Here is a 17,604-nt window from a genome sequence, read left to right on the forward strand (position 1 = left end):
TCCTGAACTTCAATCTCAGGGAGGAAACCTTTTGAGTGAAGATGGAGATCAGAGTACTCAGCAGGAATAGTGGCTTTCTCCTCTAAATAAAGAATAAAGCAAGTATCCTGAGAAACATGATTGACTAGGGTAAAGTAATCAAGGATTCCTGAAGGCAAGAACAAGCTTAAAGAAGCAACAGGATCAATCGTTTGGGAAGAGGATGTTTTCATGATGCAAAAATAAGAATTTTAACGCAATCCCCCAAGGTTTCAGACTGAGCCAAAGACTGTCGACTTTGAATCGAGTGACAATGTACTTTGTTTCTTCTTTGTGATGGATGGCTATACAAATTTTGTGAGATCCATCACTTAACACCTTTGCTGGGATTAGAGCTAATCTGATTGTTGCCATAGTTTCAAAATTTAGAGAAAACACTCGGACAAGATTTCGACAAGGTAAATTGCTCAAAAGTGAGAGTTTTCTCGTTTTTTTTTAATCAATAGCAGCTAATTAGAAAAGTAAAAAGGCTGATTAACCATTTGATAATCAGCCTTTCTGCTAAGTGATTCCGCTGCGATTCGAACGCAGGACCCACGCCTTAGAAGGGCGTTGCTCTATCCAGCTGAGCTACGGAACCAGCCTTATTTGCGGATGCAAAGGTAGTGCTTTTTATGAAAACTCAAAAACTTTCCGGCACTTTTTTATTCATATTTTTCTTTATGGCTATGAATCAGTAATTTATAAAAGAGAAATATTTTGTTTACTTATATGATTGGGGAGGAATGAATAGGAAAACGTCATTTTTACGAAGAATAACGAACGTTATATAGGTTTCAAAAAGGTCAAAAAAATAAAATACGGTTGTGTTTTTCTATTATAACTTCTACTTTTGAACGATAAACAACTAAAAAACACATAAAGTTATGAAGAAATTGATTTTTTTATTTGCATTTTGTATTGTAGTGACTAATGTTTTTGCACAAACCGCCCCAGAGCAATTGAAAAAAGAAGGAAATGATGCATTTAATGCTAAAAATTATCCAGTAGCGTATGCGAAGTTCAGCGAATATCTGAAACAGACTAATAATCAGGATTCTGCAACAGCTTACTATTGTGGTATAGCAGCAGACGAAGTGAAAAAGTATGCGGAAGCCGTGACCTTTTTCGATATTGCTATTCAGAAAAAATTTAATATAGGAAATGCGTATGCTCGTAAAGCTTTGGCTTTAGATGCACAAAAGAAGACTGCTGAATATGTAGCTACATTAGAAGAAGGGCTGAAAGTCGATCCTAAGAATAAGACAATGGTGAAGAATTATGGTCTTCATTATCTAAAAGCAGGACTTGCAGCACAGAAAGCAGGAAAAGCAGAAGAAGCTGAAGATTGTTTTAAGAAAGTAATTCCTTTGGATCACAAGCAATATAAAACAAATGCATTGTACAGTTTAGGAGTTCTGTGCTATAATGATGGCGCTAATATCCTGAAGAAAGCTGCTCCTTTGGCAAATTCTGATGCAGATAAATATGCTGCAGAAAAAGAAAAAGCCGATGGTAGATTTAAAGAAGCATTAGACTATCTGGAAGAAGCTGCTAAGATCTCTCCGGAAAATGAAAATGTGAAGAAGATGCTTCCTCAAGTAAAAGCTGTTATGAAGTAATTTGACCAATCTTATAAATGATAAAGGGTTGCCGATATGACACATCGGGCAACCCTTTTTTATTGCTATCTTTTTCTAATCTATACTTTTTGCGTACATTTGCCTTCCCTAAACGTAGAAGTATTTTATGCACTTATATAATAAGGAACAGGCTATCAAACGAATGAATCAGTTTGGACAACACCATCGTCCTTTTGTTTTTATTATCAATTATCTGCAGGATGCATCTTATATAGAAGAGGTTGCTGCTGTTGATTCTACTGAACTTTTGTATAATTTGAATGGATTTACCAATCAAGCTACGTCAACTGAAAAGTATACACCTTCTTTTTCTGCTAAACCAGCGAACTCTATCTATTGGCAGCCTTCTGCAGAATCTTTCTATTCCTATCAACGCTCGTTTAATATTGTCCGACAGAATATCTTGGCTGGAAATAGTTTTCTCACAAATCTGACTTGTCGCACTCCGGTAGATACCAATCTCACTCTGGAAGATATTTATTATCACTCTAAAGCGATTTATAAGCTATGGGTTAAAGACACTTTTACTGTTTTTTCTCCAGAAATATTTGTGAGAATTCATCAGGGGAAAATTAGCTCATACCCGATGAAAGGGACTATTGACGCTTCCATTCCTTCTGCTGCCCAATTATTGATGAACGATCCTAAGGAGGCGGCAGAACACGCTACTATCGTAGACTTGATTCGTAATGATTTAAGCATGGTTGCCAATCAAGTGTCCGTTTCCCGGTATCGGTATATCGATACATTGCAGACTAATCAGGGAGCGATTCTTCAGACAAGCTCTGAAATTCAAGGCGTATTGCCGGAAAACTATCCGGAACATTTGGGAGAACTTATTTTCCGACTTTTGCCAGCCGGTTCCATTACCGGTGCCCCCAAGAAAAAAACGATGCAGATTATTCGGGAAGCTGAAACTTACGACAGAGGATTTTATACAGGAATTATGGGCTATTCGGATGGAATTAATCTGGATAGTGCCGTTATGATACGTTTTGTAGAACAGGAAGGAGAAAAAATGTATTTTAAAAGTGGAGGTGGAATCACCTGTCAGAGCGATGCGGAAAGTGAGTATAACGAAATGAAACAAAAAGTATATGTACCCATTTATTGAGACTATCCGGATAGAGGATGGACAGATTTATAATCTTGATTATCACACAGAGCGTTTCAATAGAACCCGTGCGGTCTTTTGGGAAGATAGTGTTCCGCTTGATTTGCGTGAGTATATATCGCCACCAGTTTTAAACGGGATTCATAAATGCCGGATTGTGTATGGAAAAGAAGTAGAAGAAGTCACGTATGCTCCTTATCAGATGCGGAAAGTGTCCTCTTTGCATCTGATAGAATCCGATACCATTAATTACACTTACAAAAGCACACATCGGGAAGAACTGAATGCTTTGTATGCCCAAAAAGGAATGGCAGATGATATTTTAATCGTGAAAGATGGCTATCTGACAGATACTTCTATTGCCAATATCGCCCTCTACGATGGGCACACATGGTTTACTCCGGCTCATCCGTTACTCCAGGGAACGAAGCGGGCGGAACTTCTGAATAAGCAATTGATTGTTGAGAAAGACATCGCGCAAGTACATTTAAATGACTATTCACATATCATGTTATTCAACGCCATGATTGACTGGGAACGTATTGTATTGCCTATAAATAAGAAATATTTCATTCTATAAACGATAATTAACTGAAATATACAGAGCATTGCTGAACAAATGTCACTTTTGTACTGTTATATTTATGTGTTTTTCATAGTATTAGATATAAGATTAATTAAAGAGATTGTACTCCACTTGTGAAAGCTAAAGTACGTCAGAGACAGAAGAGTCTGTTTTTTTGATAAATGTGTTAAAGCATCGGTTTTACCAGGCCGATGCTTTTTTTATGTCCTTTTACCCCCTTTTGTAGTTTATATGAAATAAAATTTGTACGTTTGTAGAGTAATAATAGAAAATGATAAAGATGAACATACCCGTTATCTTTCAGTTTTTAAAAGATCTTTCCGCGAATAATAATCGTGAGTGGTTTAATGAGCACAAGGCAGAATATGAAACAGCCCGTGCCGAGTTCGACAACTTTTTGGCAACAGTGATTGCCCGTATTTCCCTGTTTGATGAAACTATCCGGGGAATTCAACCCAAAGACTGTACTTATCGCATTTACCGGGATACCCGCTTCTCTGCGGATAAAACACCTTATAAAATACATTTCGGCGGCTATATCAATGCCAAAGGAAAGAAATCCGACCATTGTGGATATTATGTCCATTTGCAGCCGGATGGTTCGATGCTTGCCGGAGGAAGCTTGTGTCTGCCTTCCAATATCCTGAAAGCAGTGCGTCAGTCTATTTATGACAATATCGAGGAATTTGTTGCGATCGTTGAAGATCCGGAGTTTAAGAAATACTTTCCGGTGATAGGGGAGGATTTTCTGAAAACAGCTCCGAAAGGCTTCCCGAAAGACTTCAAGTATGTCGATTATTTGAAATGTAAAGAGTATGTTTGCTCTTATAATGTTCCTGATGACTTCTTTACCCGGCCGGATATGTTGGAACAGATAGACAAAGCGTTCCGCCAGTTCAAGCGGTTTGCTGATTTTATAAATTATACGATTGATGATTTTGAATAAATAATGCCTGGAATATAAACTTTAAAATTTAACTTATATGGTAGTAGATACTTTAGAAAATCTGGAGAAATATGCGTCTTTAAATCCTTTGTTTGCACAAGCCATCGACTTCTTGAAGTCTCATGACCTCCAAGCCATGGAAATTGGTAAGACAGAACTGAAAGGGAAAGATCTGTTCGTGAATATCGCACAAACCAAGCCTAAAACAAAAGAGGAAGCCAAACTGGAAACTCATAACGAATTTATTGACATTCAAATCCCGTTGTCGGGAACAGAAATTATGGGGTATACCACTGCTAAAGATTGTGTTCCGGCAGATGCACCTTATAACGCAGAAAAAGACATTACTTTTTTTGAAGGATTGGCAGAAACATACGTTACCGTAAAACCGGGAATGTTTGCTATCTTCTTCCCGCAAGACGGTCATGCTCCCGGCATCACTCCGGATGGTGTGAAAAAAGTAATTGTAAAAGTAAAAGCATAATCCTAATTCAATTCTGATATGGAAAAGACACTTAATCTCATAAAAAATGATCCCTGGCTGGAACCTTTTGCCGGTGCTATCACCGGGCGTCATCAGCATGTATTAGACAAGGAAGCTGAATTGACGAATAAAGGCAAACAAACCCTTTCAGATTTTGCATCGGGGTATCTTTATTTTGGATTGCATCGCACCGATAAGGGATGGACTTTCCGTGAATGGGCGCCCAATGCTACTCATATTTATATGGTGGGTACATTTAATAATTGGGAGGAAAAAGCAGCCTATAAGCTGAAAAAACTAAAGAATGGCAATTGGGAAATTAACCTGCCGGCGGATGCCATTCATCATGGCGATCTCTACAAATTGAATGTATACTGGGAAGGCGGACAAGGCGAGCGTATTCCTGCATGGGCTACTCGTGTGGTGCAGGATGAACAGACCAAGATATTCAGTGCGCAAGTCTGGGCTCCGGAGAAACCCTATAAATTCAAAAAGAAAACATTTAAGCCCGACACGAATCCACTGTTGATTTATGAATGTCATATCGGAATGGCACAACGGGAGGAAAAAGTGGGCACTTATAACGAATTCCGCGAGAAAATACTTCCCCGTATTGCTGAAGAAGGGTATAATTGTATCCAGATTATGGCCATTCAGGAACATCCTTATTATGGAAGTTTCGGCTATCATGTATCCAGCTTTTTTGCTGCCTCTTCCCGTTTTGGTACTCCCGACGAATTGAAAGCATTGATCGATGCCGCTCATGAGATGGGAATTGCTGTGATTATGGACATTGTTCATTCACATGCAGTGAAGAATGAAGTAGAAGGATTAGGAAACTTTGCCGGTGATCCGAATCAGTATTTCTATCCGGGCGTTCGTCGCGAACATCCGGCTTGGGATTCTCTATGCTTCGATTATGGCAAGAACGAAGTGATTCACTTCCTGTTGTCTAACTGCAAGTACTGGCTGGAAGAATATAAATTTGACGGCTTCCGTTTTGACGGAGTCACTTCTATGCTATATTATAGTCATGGTTTGGGTGAAGCCTTCTGTAACTATGGAGATTATTTCAACGGTCATCAGGATGATAATGCGATTTGTTACCTGACATTGGCTAATGAAGTGATTCATCAGGTAAATCCGAAAGCGATAACCATTGCGGAAGAAGTTTCCGGTATGCCGGGGCTGGCTGCAAAAATAGAAGATGGCGGTTACGGCTTCGATTATCGTATGGCCATGAACATTCCGGACTATTGGATCAAGACAATCAAAGAAAAGATTGATGAAGACTGGAAACCTTCCAGCATGTTCTGGGAAGTAACCAACCGTCGTCAGGATGAAAAGACCATTTCGTATGCAGAAAGCCACGACCAGGCATTAGTGGGAGACAAGACAATTATCTTCCGTCTGATTGATGCTGATATGTACTGGCATATGCAAAAGGGAGATGAAAATTATGTTGTCAACCGTGGTATCGCTTTGCACAAGATGATTCGTTTATTGACCTCTTCAACCATCAACGGAGGTTATCTGAACTTCATGGGAAATGAATTCGGTCATCCCGAATGGATTGACTTCCCGCGTGAAGGTAACGGATGGTCATGTAAGTATGCCCGTCGCCAATGGGATTTGGTAGACAACAAGAATCTGACCTATCATTATATGGGTGATTTTGATAAGAATATGCTGAAAGTTCTGAAGAGCGTGAAAAACTTTCAAACGACACCTGTTCAGGAAATATGGCATAATGATGGCGATCAGGTATTGGCATACGGCCGTAAAGACCTTATATTTGTCTTTAACTTTAATCCGAAACAGTCATTTACCGACTATGGATTCCTGGTAACTCCGGGAGCTTATGAAGTAATATTGAATACGGACGACGTTGCATTTGGAGGAAACGGTTTGGCAGATGATTCTGTAGTGCACTTTACTATTGCCGATCCGCTGTACAGTAAAGAAAAGAAAGAGTGGTTGAAACTCTACATTCCTGCCCGTACCGCTGTAGTGCTTAGAAAGAAGAAATAATTTTATCTTTAAATAAGAAGCCCCTGCAACTATCATTGTATATCTGCAGGGGCTTTCTCGCATATTGTGTTATTGAATGATTTAGTTCTAGTTTACCAAAAAGGTACTTGGTCCGAGAATATCATACATATCACTCACGTTGCGTGTTTTCAGTAATACTCCTTGTGGAGTATAGAATAACTGATATTTGATGTCAACGTTATCTTGGCCTACTTTAATTACAATAATAGCTTGCCATTTGGGAAACTCTACCATTGTCACATTATCTACCACCCAACTAGCGTATGGCCCGGATACAAAAGCATTATAGACTGCCGGTGACAGACGATCAAGGCTAACAAGGTCAGTCTGTGTCATCACCCATTGCCCCCGGACGTTAAACCACACATTTTTAGTAAATCCGTTCATTACAAAATTGGCGCAATAATATCCGTCATCTTGTGACCAGGCAATGCCGTTTGCTTTGGGATACATTTTCTTGAAAGTTGCCTGTACATTGCCGGGAGGGGTATCTCCAAAAACAGATGTAGATAATAGCAAAAACAGTGTGATCGCACAAATCATAAATTTCTTCATAAGCTTTGAGTTTAGAGAATTAGTTATAACTAAACAGCCTTTGAGAATATTTGTTTGAGCGATGTACATAAAATAATCCTCCGGGCATTATATAAGTGAAATGCCCGGAGGATAAGGAGTATGCGGTTCTTATCTTACTCTTTTTACTTAAAAAGTAATCTTTAAAATTTTTCCGTTATAACCTCCGACCGAAACATCTGTCGGTTTATAAGGTAATAAGCAGATTTCTTCTTTAGCACCGGTCATCAAATCAATGGCCTGATAAGACTCCATTTGAGGAATCTGCAAAAAGTCGAAGGCATGTGAAGGTACGTTGATGGCAACATCTACCAGTTGACTGTCGAAATTAATAACGAAAAACAGAATCTCGTTTTTGTATTTCCGCATAAAAGTATATTGTTTATGCTCATTGAAACGCCATCCGTTTATATTGGCATACATCAAGTCAAAGAATACCCCCTTTTTGATTGCCTGCTCTTCGTTGCAAAGCGTCAGTACTTTTTGATAGATAGAGTAGAGGTGCTTATGTTCTTCAGTAAGCATTTTTCCGTCAAACTTTCCTCCGTTACGCCAACGACGTATAGTATCTACGCTCCAATAATCGAATATGGTAGTCCGTCCGTCTCTTCCGCTGAATCCTTCGCTATCCATGCCCAGCTCTCCGAACTCCTGACCGAAATAGATCATCATAGGATTGGTGTTCATACATGCAGAAACAATTAGTGCGGGAATCCCTTTACGCGGATTACCGGCAAAGAAATCAGATGCGATACGTTGCTCATCGTGGTTCTCCAGGAAGTTGAGCATTTTTTTCTCTATTCCATTCAGGCTTTGCCAGCAATGAGTGATTGCAGTGGCAGATTCATATCCGCAGGCTACATTTCGTAATGTATCATACAATCCTACCTTATCATATAGATAATCAAACTTACCACGGAACAGATAGTTACGATATTCGCTGGGATTATAGACTTCTGCGATGAAAAGTATTTCAGGATAAACCTCTTTAACTTGAGGAATAGCCCATTCCCAAAATTCAACGGGAACCATTTCTGCCATGTCACAACGGAAACCGTCAATGTGCTTTGACGCCCAGAAAAGAAGAATGTCCAGCATCTTTATCCAAGTGTCCGGAGTTGGGGAGAAGTGGCAGGTACCGCCATTCTGATAATCCACTCCATAGTTTAATTTTACCGTTTCATACCAGTCGGTGATATTAGGCGTAGCATCAAAACGATTGTTACCGGTAGCTTTAGCCGGAAATTCCCGGTAAGGCTCTGCTGCACCGTCTTTCATATCGAACTGGGCACGAAGTTCCGCTTGCGGAATATAATAGAAATTATTGTATGGACTGAAAGATTGATTGGGGTCATCGTTAGCCCCTAATTCCGTCGTACCGTCGGGCTGTGCGTCCGAATGGTACTGGCGTGCTACGTGATTAGGTACAAAATCTATAATCACTTTCAAACCTGTGCGATGTGTACGGTGTACCAGGTTCTCAAATTCTTTCATACGTCCCTGTACATCGTTGGCCAGGTCAGGATCTACATCATAATAATCCTTGATGGCATAGGGAGAGCCAGCTTTTCCTTTCACAATGGCAGGATGATCCGGACTGATGTTATAACGACGATAATCCGTTTGAGTGGCATGTTCGATGATGCCTGTATACCATATATGTGTAGTACCTAATTTTTTGATTTCACCAAGTGCCTTGAGCGTGAAATCAGCCATTTTTCCACAACCGTTGGTGGCAATGTCGCCATTGTAGACACAGTGGTTGTTGTTATTTCCAAACAGACGGGTGAACACTTGATAGATAATTATTTTATTTTCGTCATTCATATAGAGTAGATTATTAATATTCGTATTCATTCTTTTTTCCGATGGATAGGAGGTTACTTCCATATTTTCCCTTTTTCTTCCAACAGTTGATTAAGCACTTCATTGGCTGTATTATATCCCTGTCCGAAGATTTCTTCTGCTTTCTCCAGTTCGGTATTGCTATATCCGTATAGATTGTATGGTTCGATTAATAAATCACACTTTTCCCTTTCTGGAAAAGTATTGGCGCGGAACATAAAATGGAATGAACGCATAGCAATGCTTACAATATTCATTTTGTAGTCCTCTGCCATGATGGGGCTTACGTTGACAGCCACCACCTTATCACACACTCTACGCAGGGTAGAGACAGGAAGATTCATCATCAATCCTCCGTCTACATAGTTAGTGCCATCTATATTGACTGGTGCGAACATAACAGGCATACAGCAGGAAGCTGCGACCCGTTCAGCAATACTGCCGCGGTGAAAATGAACCATGCGTCCATGATCGAGGTCGGTTGCTGTGATAATCAGAGGAAGTTGTAAATCTTCCAAGTTTTTGGCTTTTACGTTGGTTCGGAGAAAGTCTATAAATTCACAAAGGTCAAATAATCCTTTTTTAGGAATTACCAGTTTGGTTAAATCCTGGAATTTATGTCCGGAGAAATAATCAAGAACTTTGTGGGGTTCGTTGCCATCTGCATAAAAGACACCGGCAAGTGCTCCTGCGCTTACTCCGGAGATGATTTCCGGTTTAATATCATGCTCTAAAAGAGCTTGCATAACTCCCAGATGGGCAAATCCTTTAATAAATCCTCCGCTTAGTGCATAGCCAATCTGATATTTCCGGCTATTCCTGTTATTTGTGAATACCTCCATGAGTTGCTTTCTTTAGTTCGCCACGAATTTAGTGAATTTATTGAAAGTAGGAGGAATATAATGAATAGTTTTTTTAAGAGAACGTTATAAGTAGTTTTTTGTTATCCATAGAACACAATAAATGCGGATAACATGGAACTTTAATTGCGTAAATATAAAGTTTTGTTATCCGCATTTAAATATATCACAATAGAGCACAAATATACGGATGGAATCTTTTACACCAGCACTGTGTACTGATTAGAATCCGAAATCGTCTATCTCCACTTTATGTTCTTCGCTTTCTTTAAAAGGTTTTGCTTCTTTTTGTACTGGATTTCCTTCGATATAGATAGCGCGGAATGGACGGGCAGGGCAAACATATTCGCATCCTCCACAACCTACGCATATTTCTTTGTTTACATGAGGGATCGTTAATCCGTCTTTATATGGTACCATTGCCACAGCCTGTGTAGGACAGTGCTCGGAACACGCTCCGCAACTGGTTCCATCAGTATAAACGATGCAATTTTCTTCGATAAAAACAACATATCCCATTTGTGTAAGATGTTTTTGCTCTACACTTATGGGAAGAATTGCTCCATTGGGACAAACGTCTCCGCAAACAGTACAGTCAAAATTACAAAATCCTTTCTCAAAACTGACGGTCGGCTGCATTATGCCTGCCAAACCATACTCCATAAAAGCAGGTTGCAGAACATGAGAGGGGCATTTGCTGACACAAAGATGACAGGATGTACATTGCTGTTGAAAGTGTTCCCGACTGATAGATCCCGGAGGAGTGATTGGATTCTCTTTTTTGTATGCCTTTTTGCCTTCCAGTCTTGCAACGGATTCTTTGGCTTGGGACAGGAGTTTGGGTGCAGCCCCGGCAGTAACAAGACCGGTAACCAAAAAGCGGCGTTTGGATGAATCCGTGTCCGGTGATGATGGCACAGGGACTTCTACGTTTGCTTGTTGTTTCTTTAAAGAAGGGTTATAGACCAATGCCTTTTGCTTGCATGCTCCCAGGCAATCGAAACAATCTACGCAGCGGCTATAATCAATGGCATGTTCTTTACTATTGATGCAGGAGGCTTTGCATTTGGTAGCACAAAGCCCGCATCCATTACATTTCGCAGTATCGATACGGACCTTAAATAATGAAAAGCGGCTCAATAATCCCAATACTGTTCCTACGGGACAAACCGTATTGCACCATGTCCGCCCGTGTTTCCATGCCATTACAAAAATAACTGCCAGAGTGATAATAGCAATGAGAAGAGAAGAAATGCTTAAAACAGAGGTATCTACCTGATAAAACGTATAATTGTCAAACTTGGAAAAGACGGATTCCAACAGATTATTCCCCAACATGTAGATAGGTTTGAATATATGCACTACCACACGTCCATACGCGCTGTATGGATCGAGCAGGCCTACAATAAATGTAAATCCGCATAGAAATCCGATTACTGTCAGTCCGAGTACGCCCCAACGCAATTTGTTTTTCGTGGGACTGTAACTATATCTTTTTTTCTTTTTCCCTGTTGATTTTGAAATGCGTGCAATGACATCCTGCAAAATACCCATAGGGCAAATTGTAGAACAATAAACGCGTCCAAACAAGAGCGTTAACACAATGAGAAATAATAAGATACCTATACTTAGTGAAAGGACAGCTGGAATAAATTGCAAATGTGCCAGCCGATGAAAACTGTTCGGTAATATTTCTGCGAAATCGAGAAAAAAGAAAGAAATCAGCACAAATAAAAGTGCTGATATTCCAATACGTAGCTTTCTTGACATTGTTATTTTACATCTTAATTCGCTTGACATTCAGCTTGTCAATGTTCATAGTTCCTATTTTCAGTGCTTCTCCTTTAGCGAGGTGTCCCACAGTATCTAGTGGCATCTCACGTACTTGATTGAAGAATTTGGCAGCAGCCGTGTCCACTGCTACAATATCCGGTGAAATGAACAGTCCTTTTGCTAATACGACATCCGAGGCAGAACGTCCTCGCGGGCCATTGGTTTTCATGATACGATAAGCGTCCACTACGTTAAGCACAGCTTTCTTTTGCAGTGTGCAGATATCGGCAATACATTGCTGCAAGTCATTCTGGTGGAAAAATCCACGGTCCCAGACAATTCCCATGTGATTTTTCATTGAGATAGTCAGATTGGCGCCCCCGTGATTTTTCAGGATGGGAACATTGATCCATACATCGCAATTCAGGATGGCTTCATGTATCTTTGCTTTCTTCATCTTCTGACCGTTGGGTAAGTTTACCGGCTTGTAATAAGACTCCAAATGAGCAGGCATTACTTTTGCTCCGGCAGCTTTTGCCGCCGCTTCGATGCCGCTGTTTTTGTAGCACTTCTGCCAATCGTCACACGTATGGTCGAATACGGTCACTTCTTTAGCTCCGGCAGCAAAGCATTGTTTCACGATTTCAGCAATCAGTTGCGGGTTGGTGTTTCCTGCCAGTTCCGGCACTTTATCCCAACCGATATTAGGTTTTACGACCACCTTCTGTCCCGGTTTGACGAATTGTTTCATACCGCCCAGTTCGCTGATAGCACGGCGGAACATAGCTTCCGGTTCTCCACCCATGACGGCTACCAAGTCCGGATTGCCTCCGTTCGTATTATTAATAGTCTGGGTTAATATCTCCATTGCCTCCGAATGCTGAATACTCAATGCGGCACCGGTTATGGCTACTGTTTTTAAAAAGTCCCTTCTGTCCATTTTTGATTTTACTTTAGAGTTTTGCAATCGCTTTCAGTAGGGCGTAGCCGCTAAACCATTGAATTAACATACCGGGAATACCAATGCGGAAGTCTTGCACTGCTGCATGGAAATTTCCGATGAATGCCCATTCAAAAGCAGTTCCTATAATCTGATAGGAGAGAACGACACCGAGAATAGCCCATAAAGAAACGGATTTCAGTGTTCGTGCAGCCAAGGCGGAAGTACCGGCAAGTAAAGCGGATTTTATCAATATAATGGGGAGTGCAGCTCCCGATGGCATTGCAAATAACAGGTGATTGATGACAGGAGAAAGAATTGCTGTCAGTAATCCCACACGAAAGCCATATTTATAAGCTGCGATCAACGTGAAAAAATAGATCGGCAATAAAGTAGGGCCACCGTATGGTACAAGATGACAGATTTGTGGAAGTGCAATGTTGCCTACCACAAATAGCAGGGCAAAGAGGTAAGTTCTTACATTGCTGTAATTCAGTGAATAGAGTTTAGCAGATGTTTCCATTTTCGTTGATAACTTTAATGTTTAATAGAACGATAATATTTAAAAAATTAGACTTCTTTCCGTAGAAAAGGTTTAATCCTGGCAAAGAACTATTTGCTTAAGTAACTGTCTAAAATTAGTTAATAGAAAAAAGGAGGCTTCGTTGCGTTTTGAATAATAACTTATAATACGAACTAATTTAAGCATTTACTTTATGATATTAAAAATGGGACAGAAAAGTTTCAAGCCTATTTGAAACACTTTGTTTCACTATGGGAAACTGTTTGTTTCACTGCTTGAAACCATTCGTTTCACACCGAGAAACAAACAGTTTCAAAGCTTGAAACATATTTTGAAACTATTTGGTTTGTATTTTAGCCTTATTCGGCACCCATTCTTTCCCGGATCTTTCCCCATGCATGCGTATCAAACAGGCAACTTTGGCGCATAGTCCCACACATTTCTCTGAATCTGGACATAGGTATCGTATAACTCAACTTATCCGCTTCAAAGTACGGACGCACCGACGGATCGAAGAAACCGATAAAGGTCCGCTTGCCTCCTTTGCGGTTTTCAAGAGTGGCTTGTGTCACTATGGAACTGCAACCGGAACCGAATAAGGAAACGACGCCATCTTCGGCATTATTATCATAGTAAGCCCATGTAGTCAGTCCGGAAAGCATATCAGGATTGGCGATAAACATGACGCCTTCCATTTGTTCCAGATTAGCTATTTTGTCTATACGGGCAAAATGAAGGTATTTCTTTTCTGCCATCGGCACTCCGAGTTGCCGGATAAATTCAATGACCATTTCCGGAGTCTGTTTATATCGTTCTTTTAGTGAGACAAAAGTCGGTACGCGTTCAGGCATTTCTGTAAAACCTGTGTAGAATTTGCCGCCACCGCAACCGATATTTTCTGCATTCAAGCTGATAGTACCACCTTCTCTGACAGTCTTCATACCTTTAAAGAAGCAACCGTTAATTTTCTCTGCTGTTCCTTCCAGTATATCCGAATACCAAAATACAAGAGGTAATTCGGCATTCTCTCCGAATGCCTCCTTGAAATTCTGAATAAATGTTTGGATGTCCATAGCTTATCAATTTTAGTTATGTATGTAGGTCTTTGTACAAAGTTAAAATAAAAATAGACATTCATCCTCTTTTTAAACAATAATTACTTATATTTGTCCGGAACAGAATATAAAGAGAAGCGTTATGAAGTATTTACTAATATATATAGGGTTACTTTGTACATCCCTGCAATTGTGGGGACAAGAAACGGTTGCTACAAGAATCGTTCCTCCGACGGGATATGTCAGGGAGGCTTGTTCCGATCATTCGTTTACAGGTTACTTACGTAATTTGCCTTTGATGCCGAAAGGTAGTAAAGTGATGCTTTATAATGGAAAAGAAAAGGCAAATCAGTCTGCAGCCTACGCTGTAATTGATATGGAGATAGGCAACCGTGATTTGCAACAGTGTGCCGATGCGGTAATGCGTTTGCGGGCGGAATATCTGTGGAAACATAAACGATATGGAGAAATAAAATTCAACTTCACCAATGGTTTCCCTGCCGGGTACAAGAAATGGGCGGAAGGAAATCGGATAAAAGTCAGCGGCAATCAAGTGCAATGGTATGCTGCGGGTAAAGGAGTGGATTATTCCTATAAAACTTTCCGTAACTATCTCGATATGGTCTTTATGTATGCCGGAACGGCTTCTTTATCCCGCGAGCTTCAGGCTGTGTCTTATACTTCTTTGCAACCCGGTGATGTATTTATTAAAGGAGGCTCACCCGGACATGCGGTCATTGTTGTAGATGTTGCTGTTCATCCGACTACCAAAAAGAAAGTATTCCTGTTGGCGCAGAGCTATATGCCTGCACAACAGATTCATATTCTTGTAAATCCTGTCAGTCGCAGCCTTTCCCCCTGGTATGAATTGGCGGAAACGGATGCGGGGAAACTATATACTCCGGAATGGATTTTTAGCCGGAAAGATTTAAAACGCTTTAAGGAGTAGAATCTTTTCGTTATCTTTGGCATTTAACAAACCGTTTTAATCATACAACAACGAAAAACAACCGATTATGAATCAAGATTTGTCAATGAATGCTAACCAGTTGGTAGCATTCCTTCAAAAGCCAACTTCAGAGTTTACCAAAGCCGACATTATCTCATTTATCCAGCAAAAAGATATCCGCATGGTCAATTTCATGTATCCGGCGGGAGACGGTCGTCTGAAAACCCTGAACTTTGTCATCAACAATCAAGCCTATCTGGAAGCTATTCTTACTTGTGGAGAACGGGTAGACGGCTCCAGTCTTTTTTCTTTCATAGAAGCGGGCAGTAGTGACCTTTATGTGATTCCCCGTTTCTGCACTGCATTCGTTGATCCGTTTGCCGAGATTCCGACGCTGTCTATGCTTTGCTCTTTCTTCAACAAAGATGGCGAACCCCTCGAAAGTGCACCAGAACACACCCTTTACAAAGCAAGCAAAACTTTTACAGAAGTTACCGGAATGGAATTTCAGGCAATGGGCGAATTGGAATATTATGTAATAGCCCCGGATACAGGTATGTTTCAAGCAACCGACCAACGTGGTTATCACGAATCGGGTCCATACGCTAAATTTAATGAGTTCCGTACTCAATGTATGTCTTATATCGCACAGACAGGCGGGCAAATAAAGTATGGACACTCCGAAGTGGGTAATTTTACGTTGGATGGCTATATTTATGAGCAGAATGAGATTGAGTTTCTGCCGGTTCCCGTATCGCAGGCGGCAGATCAGTTGATGATTGCCAAATGGGTGATTCGTAATCTGGGATACAGATATGGATATAATGTGACCTTTGCTCCTAAAATTACAGCCGGTAAGGCAGGGTCGGGCTTGCACGTACACATGCGTATCATGAAAGACGGAAAGAACCAAATGTTGAAAGACGGCGTTTTGTCGGAAACAGCGCGTAAAGCAATTGCCGGAATGATGGTGCTTGCTCCTTCAATCACTGCCTTTGGAAATACCAATCCTACTTCTTATTTCCGTCTTGTTCCTCATCAGGAGGCACCTACCAATGTTTGCTGGGGAGATCGTAACCGTTCCGTATTAGTACGTGTGCCATTGGGATGGGCTGCAAAAACAGATATGTGTACATTAGCTAATCCGTTGGAAGCCGAAAGCCATTTTGACACCAGCCAGAAGCAGACTGTAGAAATGCGTTCTCCGGATGGTTCGGCAGATTTATATCAACTGTTGGCCGGTTTGGCTGTTGCCTGCCGTCATGGCTTTGAAATTGAAAATGCGCTGGATATCGCTCAAAAGACGTATGTGAATGTGAATATCCATCAGAAAGAGAATGAAGATAAACTAAATTCACTGGCACAACTGCCAGATAGCTGTGAGGCTTCTGCTGATTGCCTGCAGCAACAACGGGCAATCTTTGAACAATATAATGTCTTTAGTCCGGCAATGATTGATGGTATCATCCGCAGACTTCGCAGTTACGAAGATAAAACGTTGCGTGCGGATTTGGAAGGAAAGCCGATGGAGATGTTAGATCTCGTACATAAGTATTTCCATTGTGGATAATCTGCAAACGTAAATTGGTATATAATAAAGGCTATCTTCTGTTTCAAAGAAGGTAGCCTTTAATTTTCTGATGCAGAATTTAACTATAAGTATTTGTTTTTCAAAGAGCTTATAACAAAGAAACTATAGAAGGCTAATCAGATAATTGGTGGCAGATAGTTTGATATAATAGAGTTTAAACGTTAAGTATTGGCCTATTTTCATAAAAAAGATGTTTTGAGAAAAGAAAAAGGAGGGAGTATAGTGCATTATCTCCAAATAATGCTTTCCTTTGTACCAACAACAATAAAGAGGTTTATTACGATTTGATTTTTTTACGTGTATCTTCTCATTTATTTGAGCATATCCATTTCTAATTAAGATCTTCCTAAAACTTTCTTATTGAATTATTAATTTTTTATATTTGTATTTTGGCTCAGTCTGAAACCTTGGGGGATTGCGTTAAAATTCTTATTTTTGCATCATGAAAACATCCTCTTGGATCAGTCTGAAAATTGGGGGATTTGATTCAGAGCAATCATATTCTTAACAAAATAGATTCATTCCGGTGTGAAAATGAACTAAACTGTGCAGTTCTGACTCATTCGATAGCGGAATACTGCGTAACTTACCTCTTTTTTTATAAATAAAGTATCATCAATGCCACTATAAGATTATTGCCATTCATCGCTTT

15 protein-coding genes, 1 tRNA gene and 1 pseudogene are annotated in these 17,604 nt (G+C 40.2%); 8 read left to right on the plus strand and 9 right to left on the minus strand.

Annotated elements, in window-relative coordinates; genetic code table 11:
* Together HMPREF0106_RS27780 and HMPREF0106_RS16165 are read right to left on the minus strand one after the other, a co-directional pair.
* A pseudogene (locus HMPREF0106_RS27780) lies at positions 1 to 212 on the minus strand (transposase); the annotation flags it as partial.
* A 333-nt stretch (positions 213 to 545) separates the two neighbouring features.
* Positions 546 to 619: transfer RNA gene (locus HMPREF0106_RS16165), tRNA-Arg, on the minus strand.
* Between the two features lie 286 nt (positions 620 to 905).
* On the opposite strand from HMPREF0106_RS16165, the gene HMPREF0106_RS16160 reads away from it, so the two are divergent.
* The 6 genes from HMPREF0106_RS16160 to HMPREF0106_RS16135 all read left to right on the plus strand — a co-directional run bounded on the left by HMPREF0106_RS16160 (position 906) and on the right by HMPREF0106_RS16135 (position 6,822).
* Positions 906 to 1,640 (plus strand): hypothetical protein, encoded by a 735-nt coding sequence (locus HMPREF0106_RS16160; RefSeq protein ID WP_004295839.1) that lies wholly within the window; start codon positions 906 to 908, stop codon positions 1,638 to 1,640.
* Between the two features lie 127 nt (positions 1,641 to 1,767).
* On the plus strand, positions 1,768 to 2,775 hold the full coding sequence (locus HMPREF0106_RS16155) for an aminodeoxychorismate synthase component I (RefSeq protein ID WP_009039573.1): 1,008 nt from the start codon (positions 1,768 to 1,770) through the stop codon (positions 2,773 to 2,775).
* Positions 2,759 to 3,355 (plus strand): aminotransferase class IV family protein, encoded by a 597-nt coding sequence (locus HMPREF0106_RS16150; RefSeq protein ID WP_009039574.1) that lies wholly within the window; start codon positions 2,759 to 2,761, stop codon positions 3,353 to 3,355. Before HMPREF0106_RS16155 ends, HMPREF0106_RS16150 begins: the two co-directional genes overlap by 17 nt.
* 277 nt (positions 3,356 to 3,632) lie before the next feature.
* Entirely contained in the window at positions 3,633 to 4,307 is a 675-nt protein-coding gene (locus tag HMPREF0106_RS16145) for a DUF2461 domain-containing protein (RefSeq protein WP_009039575.1), read from the plus strand.
* 37 nt (positions 4,308 to 4,344) lie between these two features.
* The gene (locus HMPREF0106_RS16140) at positions 4,345 to 4,791 is read left to right on the plus strand and encodes a YhcH/YjgK/YiaL family protein (RefSeq protein ID WP_008640122.1); all 447 of its coding nucleotides are present in this window, start codon (positions 4,345 to 4,347) and stop codon (positions 4,789 to 4,791) included.
* Between the two features lie 18 nt (positions 4,792 to 4,809).
* The gene (locus HMPREF0106_RS16135; protein WP_008640123.1) at positions 4,810 to 6,822 is read left to right on the plus strand and encodes an alpha amylase C-terminal domain-containing protein; all 2,013 of its coding nucleotides are present in this window, start codon (positions 4,810 to 4,812) and stop codon (positions 6,820 to 6,822) included.
* 87 nt (positions 6,823 to 6,909) lie between these two features.
* On the opposite strand, the gene HMPREF0106_RS16130 is transcribed toward HMPREF0106_RS16135, so the two are convergent.
* The 7 genes from HMPREF0106_RS16130 to HMPREF0106_RS16100 all read right to left on the minus strand — a co-directional run bounded on the left by HMPREF0106_RS16130 (position 6,910) and on the right by HMPREF0106_RS16100 (position 14,430).
* Positions 6,910 to 7,398, minus strand: coding sequence for a PepSY-like domain-containing protein (locus HMPREF0106_RS16130; protein ID WP_008640124.1), 489 nt, complete (start codon positions 7,396 to 7,398; stop codon positions 6,910 to 6,912).
* 147 nt (positions 7,399 to 7,545) lie between these two features.
* Positions 7,546 to 9,243, minus strand: a complete 1,698-nt coding sequence (locus tag HMPREF0106_RS16125) for an alpha-amylase family protein (RefSeq protein ID WP_032851213.1) — start codon at positions 9,241 to 9,243, stop codon at positions 7,546 to 7,548.
* 53 nt (positions 9,244 to 9,296) lie between these two features.
* Entirely contained in the window at positions 9,297 to 10,103 is an 807-nt protein-coding gene (locus HMPREF0106_RS16120) for a patatin-like phospholipase family protein (RefSeq protein WP_008022480.1), read from the minus strand.
* 240 nt (positions 10,104 to 10,343) lie between these two features.
* A complete protein-coding gene (locus tag HMPREF0106_RS16115; protein WP_009039577.1) occupies positions 10,344 to 11,891 on the minus strand; it encodes a 4Fe-4S binding protein in 1,548 nt (515 codons plus the stop codon).
* Positions 11,892 to 11,898: 7 nt separating this feature from the next.
* Positions 11,899 to 12,834 (minus strand): DUF362 domain-containing protein, encoded by a 936-nt coding sequence (locus HMPREF0106_RS16110; protein WP_004316874.1) that lies wholly within the window; start codon positions 12,832 to 12,834, stop codon positions 11,899 to 11,901.
* 13 nt (positions 12,835 to 12,847) lie between these two features.
* Positions 12,848 to 13,357 carry a hypothetical protein gene (locus HMPREF0106_RS16105; RefSeq protein WP_009039578.1) on the minus strand — a complete coding sequence of 170 codons (510 nt, stop codon included), beginning with the start codon at positions 13,355 to 13,357 and terminating at the stop codon, positions 12,848 to 12,850.
* Positions 13,358 to 13,716: 359 nt separating this feature from the next.
* On the minus strand, positions 13,717 to 14,430 hold the full coding sequence (locus HMPREF0106_RS16100) for a DUF169 domain-containing protein (protein ID WP_008640134.1): 714 nt from the start codon (positions 14,428 to 14,430) through the stop codon (positions 13,717 to 13,719).
* A gap of 124 nt (positions 14,431 to 14,554) precedes the next feature.
* Between HMPREF0106_RS16100 and HMPREF0106_RS16095 the strand changes: the two genes are divergently transcribed.
* Positions 14,555 to 15,361, plus strand: a complete 807-nt coding sequence (locus HMPREF0106_RS16095; RefSeq protein ID WP_009039579.1) for a DUF4846 domain-containing protein — start codon at positions 14,555 to 14,557, stop codon at positions 15,359 to 15,361.
* 67 nt (positions 15,362 to 15,428) lie between these two features.
* A complete protein-coding gene (locus tag HMPREF0106_RS16090) occupies positions 15,429 to 16,931 on the plus strand; it encodes a glutamine synthetase family protein (protein WP_008022468.1) in 1,503 nt (500 codons plus the stop codon).
* The last annotated feature ends 673 nt before the right edge of the window (positions 16,932 to 17,604 follow it).

The sequence above is a fragment of the Bacteroides sp. D22 genome, from assembly GCF_000163675.1.
GTDB lineage: Bacteria > Bacteroidota > Bacteroidia > Bacteroidales > Bacteroidaceae > Bacteroides > Bacteroides xylanisolvens.

Bases quoted from the DNA above. Each gene is read 5' to 3' on its own strand.
- HMPREF0106_RS16135 (WP_008640123.1), top strand. From the start codon at position 4,810: ATGGAAAAGACACTTAATCTCATAAAAAATGATCCCTGGCTGGAACCT.
- HMPREF0106_RS16155 (WP_009039573.1), top strand. From the start codon at position 1,768: ATGCACTTATATAATAAGGAACAGGCTATCAAACGAATGAATCAGTTT.
- HMPREF0106_RS16120 (WP_008022480.1), bottom strand. From the start codon at position 10,103: ATGGAGGTATTCACAAATAACAGGAATAGCCGGAAATATCAGATTGGC.
- HMPREF0106_RS16150 (WP_009039574.1), top strand. From the start codon at position 2,759: ATGTACCCATTTATTGAGACTATCCGGATAGAGGATGGACAGATTTAT.
- HMPREF0106_RS16095 (WP_009039579.1), top strand. From the start codon at position 14,555: ATGAAGTATTTACTAATATATATAGGGTTACTTTGTACATCCCTGCAA.
- HMPREF0106_RS16090 (WP_008022468.1), top strand. From the start codon at position 15,429: ATGAATCAAGATTTGTCAATGAATGCTAACCAGTTGGTAGCATTCCTT.
- HMPREF0106_RS16160 (WP_004295839.1), top strand. From the start codon at position 906: ATGAAGAAATTGATTTTTTTATTTGCATTTTGTATTGTAGTGACTAAT.
- HMPREF0106_RS16105 (WP_009039578.1), bottom strand. From the start codon at position 13,357: ATGGAAACATCTGCTAAACTCTATTCACTGAATTACAGCAATGTAAGA.
- HMPREF0106_RS16140 (WP_008640122.1), top strand. From the start codon at position 4,345: ATGGTAGTAGATACTTTAGAAAATCTGGAGAAATATGCGTCTTTAAAT.
- HMPREF0106_RS16130 (WP_008640124.1), bottom strand. From the start codon at position 7,398: ATGAAGAAATTTATGATTTGTGCGATCACACTGTTTTTGCTATTATCT.
- HMPREF0106_RS16115 (WP_009039577.1), bottom strand. From the start codon at position 11,891: ATGTCAAGAAAGCTACGTATTGGAATATCAGCACTTTTATTTGTGCTG.
- HMPREF0106_RS16125 (WP_032851213.1), bottom strand. From the start codon at position 9,243: ATGAATGACGAAAATAAAATAATTATCTATCAAGTGTTCACCCGTCTG.
- HMPREF0106_RS16110 (WP_004316874.1), bottom strand. From the start codon at position 12,834: ATGGACAGAAGGGACTTTTTAAAAACAGTAGCCATAACCGGTGCCGCA.
- HMPREF0106_RS16145 (WP_009039575.1), top strand. From the start codon at position 3,633: ATGATAAAGATGAACATACCCGTTATCTTTCAGTTTTTAAAAGATCTT.
- HMPREF0106_RS16100 (WP_008640134.1), bottom strand. From the start codon at position 14,430: ATGGACATCCAAACATTTATTCAGAATTTCAAGGAGGCATTCGGAGAG.